The following is a 3699-nucleotide window of genomic DNA, read 5'->3' on the forward strand; positions in this document are numbered from 1 at the left end:
AGTAATTCGGGGTGGCGGACGTGAGACCACCGAACGGTTTGATCGTTTCCGGGAACACTACATTTTCCAAGCCGTATTTATGAACCCCGGTGAAGGCCATTAAAAAGGCAATGGAAAGTATATGATAATGTAAAGTAAGGCTAGGAAATGCCTTATCTCGGGCATTTAGCCTGGTTTTACTTTACATTATCAGCAACAATGCTTAATTACCGGTTAAAGCTTTTCAACCATGCCAGAAGGTCATCATTCTTCATCCATGACGGTTCTTCGTGGGGCATGACATCTTCATAAGCCTTTGCTATTGCTTCACGCTTTTGTTTCGAGTCCGCCCTTGCGTATATCTCTGTTACCTGTATAGAACTGTGGCCAAGCAAGTCACGTATATAAACCAAATTTACACCTGACTGTAGCAGGTGCATTGCCGTCGAATGCCTTATGCAGTGACAGCTCAGCTTTTCCGGAATAATGGCAGGATTTTTTGACCTTGCAACGTCAGCATATTTTTTCAGGATATAATTTACGCCTGCCCTTGTCAGTTTCTCATGCCTGTTATTACAGAACAATGGATACATGTTGGCATAGGGTTCCAACAGATTGTTTTCCTTCATATATTTTTTCAGAAACTTTACCTGCTCATCAAGCATCGGTACTATCCTTGCTTTATTACCTTTCCCTATTAGCTTGACTATACAGGGTGAATCCAGCCGCACCATGGAAGGGATAAGGTCAATAATTTCCTGGACCCTGCATCCGCTGTTATACATCAGGGAAAGAAGTGCAAGGTCACGTCTTCCTGATTTAGTCGACTGGTCAGGCCCTTCCAGAAGCAGCTTTATTCCATCCAATGTAAGGTAATTCACTACTGGCTTAGCGGCCTTTTTCACCGGAATTGACAGGATACGCTGCCATTCATCAAGTGCTTCCGGGCAATGATACTGTAAATACCTGAAAAAAGAATGTATCGCAGCCAAACGGACGTTTCTGGTAGCAACACAGGAACTGCGTTCCGATTCCAGCCAGTCAAGGAAACCTGTAATTGTTTCCGCTTTGATCATATTTAGAGTAAGCTTTTCAGCAGGAATCTTCATTACGTCACTATAATAAATCAGAAACAGCATGAATGTATCCCTGTAAGAATTTATAGTGTTTCCGCTGATCCCTCTTTCTCCCGGAAGGTATGCAGACAGGAAAGCAGCTAGGTGCCTTGATAAATCAGTTGTCATCGGTAAAACCAACTTCAGGAAAGGCGTATGCACAGATGTTATCAGCCTTGCTGAGCAGTCCGGGATACATTTCAGCAGTCAACCTCACATATTTTTCGGTGGCTTCAAGTGACTGGTGGCCTAAATATTCAGAGAGGATAGGAAGCGAATAATAAAGGTCGATTCCATCTGCCGCCATTTTTGCAAGGGAATGGACACTGAAACAATGGCGGACATCATGAAGACGTGGGCCATTTCCCCTTCCACCATGTGGTATCCCTGCCATGGACAGGACTTTCCGGAACCAGTCATACAGATGTTTTTTATTACATGACATCCCATTACGCCTGACAAAAAAGTTGGATGCGCATACAGCCTTTTTAGGAAGAGATGCCCTGTATGCCCTACAGGCTTCAGCTACACTTTCCGTAAACGGGATCATCCTTTCTTTCCCGTTTTTGCTGTCACGAATTATAAGGGTATTATTATTAAGAGCAACATCCGTCTTTAATAATGACACGGCCTCTCCAACACGGATCCCTGTGCCATACATAAGTCTGAAAAGTGCAGGTATTACAACTGCCTGCGAGTTGGCAAAATCCCCAATTTCAATGGAATCACACGCCTTGAAAATATCATTCATCTGCTGCTCAGTCAGGATATAGGGTGTAAAGGTACTTTTGTAGGATGCCGGATATGGCGGAACAAAGGAATCATAGCCAAGATCGCATAAATACCTGGAAAACTGTATCAGGTACATTACCCTGCGGTACCTTGTGCTGTCACTTTCATTTGGTCGTTGCTTTGCCCATGCATCAGCAAGATCACGGGTTATACCGATTGTGGCTTCTTCAGGTTCCAGAGTCATTCTGTCAAAAAGACTGTATGTGGAATAAGCATCAGTAAACTTATAACCAAGTCTCTGTTTAAAGCTTATGTACTGGTCGAGCAGTCCGGCATATATGCCATGAAATTCATACATCTGCCTCACCGCCTTTCCCATAAAAATGAGGATTCACAGGCGGGACATCCAGCATACACTGTTTCATGGAAATGATATCTATCCTTAAATAATAACGTGTACTTTCAGTATTCCGGTGTCCGAGTACTTCCGAAATAACCGGGAGAGGGGTTTTCTTCTCAAGCAGCAATGCTGCCAGGCTGTGCCTCAATGCATGCGGACCATGGTGGCATTCCTTCTCGAAGGAAATGCCGGCCCGCCTCATATACTGGCATACGATACTGTGCAGCGTTGATCTGTTAAGTCTGTCATAAGGTGAATTAACATGCAGAAAAATATATGGAAGTTCAGATACAGGTCGTCCATACCGAATGTAATCAATGATAGCTTCTCCAACTTCAGGCAGGAGCGGAAGCTCCAGTGGTTCCCTGGTTTTTTCCTGGATAATAGATATCCGGTTGCGCTCCCAGTCAATTTCCCGAAATTTCAGTTCACAGACATCGCTCGTCCTAAGCCCGAGTCTTGCAGTGAGCAGTAGCATTGCATAATCACGTTTCCCTTTCGGGCTGCTCCTGTCTACTGCATCTTTCATGGAACTGATCTCATCACGGCTGTAGGTTGAGGGAAGTTTTGGCTGTCTGACACGTTTGCTTTTGGGAACTGTATGCGATACTTCTTTGCTGAGTTTACCAGTGTCATAAAGGTATTTTAAAAATCTTTTTACAATGCAGAGGTTCATATGTTGGACATTCTGCGATGCAAAAACGGTTGTATCAGCATAATCAATAATTATGTCAGGTGTAATCCCTTCAACTGTTACAATGCCATGATCGTTTAGATATAAAAGGAATGTCCCAAGGTGATACCTGTACCCATCAACAGTTTCTTCAGAAACGCCAAGATCCTTTTTGTATGAAACATAATCCTTCATCAGACTGCCAATGCTGCCGGTAAGTGAACGAAAAATTTTTCCTCTGCGGAATTTAACTGTCCCGTTTTCAAGGAACTCGGTCAGGACATTCACGCACTGGATGATGTATTTCTCATACTGTGATAAATTTCCATATCCATTGTGTTTTTCAATCATGTCATAAGCAAATGCTTCACCTGTGTGGGCTGAATAAAGTGCTTTGCCGGTTTCAGACATAAATTCAGCCAGATGGTTCCATGCTGAATGATATGCAGCAATGGTCTGGTCACTGTACTGTAGCTTCCTTAAATAGGAATCTGTGTCGGCCATTAAGTTATCAAGGTTCATTTGTTTTGACTGCATTATTTCTACCTCCTGATATTTGGATGTGGGCACTATTACCCAACTTAAATATCGGAGGCTGATAATGTAAAGTAAAACCAGGCTAAATGCCCGAGATAAGACATTTCCTAGCCTTACTTTACATTATCATATACTTTCCATTACCTTTTTCATGTAAAGCTTTACATTAAAAAGGCAATGTCGAAAACAAAGTCGGTTACCAGAGGCGTAACTTTCTTGTCCCCATGCCGCACTTTCTTGCGCTTTCCGATTTCAACCGGCAG

The 3699-nt window shown here is 43.1% G+C and carries 3 protein-coding genes; all 3 read right to left on the bottom strand.

From position 1 onward, the window contains the following. Positions 1-206 precede the first annotated feature (206 nt). Genes BM056_RS25420 through BM056_RS25430 form a run of 3 tightly spaced genes read right to left on the bottom strand, consistent with a single transcriptional unit; the run spans position 207 to position 3436 of the window. The gene (locus BM056_RS25420) at positions 207-1235 is read right to left on the bottom strand and encodes a site-specific integrase (protein WP_337833550.1); all 1029 of its coding nucleotides are present in this window, start codon (positions 1233-1235) and stop codon (positions 207-209) included. Continuing rightward, positions 1213-2205, bottom strand: a complete 993-nt coding sequence (locus BM056_RS25425) for a tyrosine-type recombinase/integrase (protein ID WP_238456669.1) — start codon at positions 2203-2205, stop codon at positions 1213-1215. Before BM056_RS25425 ends, BM056_RS25420 begins: the two co-directional genes overlap by 23 nt. Then, positions 2177-3436, bottom strand: coding sequence for a site-specific integrase (locus BM056_RS25430; protein ID WP_092476322.1), 1260 nt, complete (start codon positions 3434-3436; stop codon positions 2177-2179). Before BM056_RS25430 ends, BM056_RS25425 begins: the two co-directional genes overlap by 29 nt. Between the last annotated feature and the right edge of the window lie 263 nt (positions 3437-3699).

The organism is Desulfotruncus arcticus DSM 17038, assembly GCF_900113335.1.
GTDB lineage: Bacteria > Bacillota > Desulfotomaculia > Desulfotomaculales > Desulfallaceae > Desulfotruncus > Desulfotruncus arcticus.

Excerpts from the sequence above, each read along its gene's own strand:
- BM056_RS25430 (WP_092476322.1), bottom strand. The coding sequence starts at position 3,436 with ATGCAGTCAAAACAAATGAACCTTGATAACTTAATGGCCGACACAGAT.
- BM056_RS25425 (WP_238456669.1), bottom strand. The coding sequence starts at position 2,205 with ATGGGAAAGGCGGTGAGGCAGATGTATGAATTTCATGGCATATATGCC.